Origin of the sequence: Streptomyces sp. FH025 (assembly GCF_017427025.1) — a bacterium.
GTDB lineage: Bacteria > Actinomycetota > Actinomycetes > Streptomycetales > Streptomycetaceae > Kitasatospora.
Window position 1 is genome coordinate 1 of record NZ_JAFLNG010000927.1, and the last position, 2474, is coordinate 2474.

Below are 2474 nucleotides of genomic sequence, written 5' to 3' on the forward strand. Positions count from 1 at the left end.
CCCGCCGTCGCCGAGGTCCGCACCCGCGCCCGCGCCCACGCCGAGGGGGCCCTGCGGTGAACCGGCGCCAACTCCTCACCCTGCTCGCCGTGTTCCTGGCCGCCGCCGCCACCGCGGGCGCCCTGTGGTACCTGTTCGCGGTGCTCCCCGGCCTCATCGTCTCCCGCTGGGAGTGAGTGCCCGGCACGCCTCAACGCGGCGCCGCGGCCACGGGCCGGCCCGCATTCCCACGGCCCCGTCCTCTCCGGAAGCGGGCCCCACCCGGCCACCACGCGCAGGGCCGTTGGCGGCTGATCGCGCGGCGATCAGGTGACGCCCGGGGGATCCGGTTTCCACCCGCCACCGGGGAGGCACGGTGGCGCGAGTGAAGGCGCCGGGGCACCCGCACGCCCCGCGCGCCACGGTGCGTCGCACGAAGGAGTTCGGCCTTGTCGGAGTCTGACACCCCGGGTGGAATCGAGAGCGCCAGGATCCTGCTGGTGGACGCCGCCTACATGGCCTCACGGTGGGACGACGTGGTGTCGGCACTGAACAGCGCCTTCGCGCAATCGGTCTTCAACGACGAGGGCTACACGGCGGACAACCCCGTCACCTACACCCGCGCGGGCGTCGACGGGAAACTCGGCCCCGGCGTCAAGCACCTGGTCGTCCTCGACGAGTCCGACACCGTGATCGGCGGATGGTTCTGCATCCAGACCGTCAGGGCGGCCGACGAGGCCGAGTGCGACACCGGCTGGTTCTTCGTCGTCCCGGGAGTCGACCGCACGACCAGGCGCCAGATCGTGGAAGAGCTCGCGACCAAGGCCTTCCAGACCATGCGCGACGCGGGATTCCAGCGCATCGTCTCCAACATGGGAACCGTCCCCGGGGCGAAGTCGATGACGCGCTACGGCTTCGTCCACGAGCCGACCGACACGAAGCACAACCGCTGGACCAGGCAGCTCTGACGGCCCGCCCCCTGTGTCCGCCGGGTTCTCGGCGCCCCTCCCCTGCGGCTCGCGTTGATCGAACGTCTGCCGGCCATCGGTCCACTGTGCGCACCGACCCTTCGAGATGGTGGGAGGACCATCGTGATCAAGCGTGCAGTGGCCGGCGCGGCGGCGGCCGCGCTGGCCTCACTCGGCGCCGCAGTGGCGCTCGCGAACGCGGGAACGGACAGCGCCGCGGGCCTGACTCCGGCGCGGTACATCACCGACGCCCCCGCCGCGCCCGCGCAGGATTCCGCCGAGAGCCGCGTCCAGGGCGCCACGTCCGCCCAAGGCCGGGGCGGCGGCGAGGCCCTTTCCGGCCCCGTCCCGGCCGCCTGGGAACAGCGCTTCAGCGAGCACGCCGTCACCCCGGCGGGCATGGACTCGCCCGATGACCTCGCCGCGTTCGCCCGGACCTGGGTCAACGGCCAGGGGCGCCGCGTGCCGGCGGCCGGCTCCCACGCCTCGCCCGCCAACTGGCACTGGGTCAACGGCGGGGGGCACCCCGCCCTGGTGACCGCCGCGGGCTGGCTCGACAAGCCCCGCGAGCACGACGCGTAGGCCGGCGAAGCCGCCCCGCCGCATCCCCGGTGCCGGCGGAGCGCTCCCGTCACCTCGGGCCGACGGCTGACCGGCCCGCACGAGTCCGGCCCTCGCGGCCCCGTCCCGGAAGTACCGGGTGCGGCCCGGGCACGTGAGACAACCTCTAAGCCTTGACGGGTGCGGCCGACCTGGCGGCCCGCTCGATCTTCGCGCGGTAGGCCGCACGGGCCTGCTCGTCGATCCGCTTCTCGTGTTCGGGGCGCAACCCGGTCCGGCCGTCGAGGCCCTCGCGCAGGATATCGGCGTGCCCGGCATGCCGGTTGGACTCGCCGAGGACGTGGACCATGATGGCGAACAGGTTCGTGTCGGCATGAGGCTCCGGCCACCACGGCACGTGGCCGGGGGCGTCGAGGGCAAGCGCGTTGATCGTCGCGTCCGAGTGTTCCCAGGTGCGCCGGTAGAACCCGATGATCTGGTCGCGGGTCTCGTCCTCGCTCGCCCACAGATCGCTGCCGTCGTGGTCCTGCCACCGGGGCAGCGGTTCCGGGCAAGGGCGGTCGAAGACCTCGCCGAAGTACCTGGCCTCGACGGTGGCCACGTGTTTGACCAGGCCGAGGAGGTTGGTCCCGGTCGCTGTCAAAGGTCGGCGGGCGTCGTATTCGGACAAGCCGTCGAGTTTCCAGAGCAGCGCCTCGCGGTCCCGCCGCAGTCTCCCGTGCAGGTTGTCCTTCGCGAATCCATCGATCATGCGGCATGAGCCTGCCATGGGCCGCTCGTGGTCTCAAGATCCCGTACGCGGTCCGCGACGGCCGGCGGAGCCGGGGCCCGGCCAGGGCCGCCGCCCTGGCCCGCCACCAGGAGCTCGCGGAACCTGCCACGTGAGACAACCTCCAAGGGGTGCTTGGGGCCGGGAAGTTGGTGAGGGCCGTGCTGCACGGGAAGTCGGCGGGGCCGACTTCTGGT

3 protein-coding genes are annotated in these 2474 nt (G+C 72.8%); 2 read left to right on the plus strand and 1 reads right to left on the minus strand.

Translation table 11 applies throughout. The annotated features are described in order from the left end of the window. Nucleotides 1–428 precede the first annotated feature (428 nt). Both J0670_RS35750 and J0670_RS35755 read left to right on the plus strand, forming a co-directional pair. Nucleotides 429–947: a hypothetical protein gene (locus J0670_RS35750; protein ID WP_207816778.1), complete on the plus strand. Its 519-nt coding sequence runs from the start codon at nucleotides 429–431 to the stop codon at nucleotides 945–947. A gap of 123 nt (nucleotides 948–1070) precedes the next feature. Continuing rightward, nucleotides 1071–1529: a hypothetical protein gene (locus tag J0670_RS35755; protein ID WP_207816780.1), complete on the plus strand. Its 459-nt coding sequence runs from the start codon at nucleotides 1071–1073 to the stop codon at nucleotides 1527–1529. Nucleotides 1530–1674: 145 nt separating this feature from the next. Here the strand turns inward: J0670_RS35755 and J0670_RS35760 are convergent, their stop codons facing one another. Next, nucleotides 1675–2259 (minus strand): DinB family protein, encoded by a 585-nt coding sequence (locus J0670_RS35760; RefSeq protein WP_207816781.1) that lies wholly within the window; start codon nucleotides 2257–2259, stop codon nucleotides 1675–1677. Nucleotides 2260–2474 lie beyond the last annotated feature (215 nt).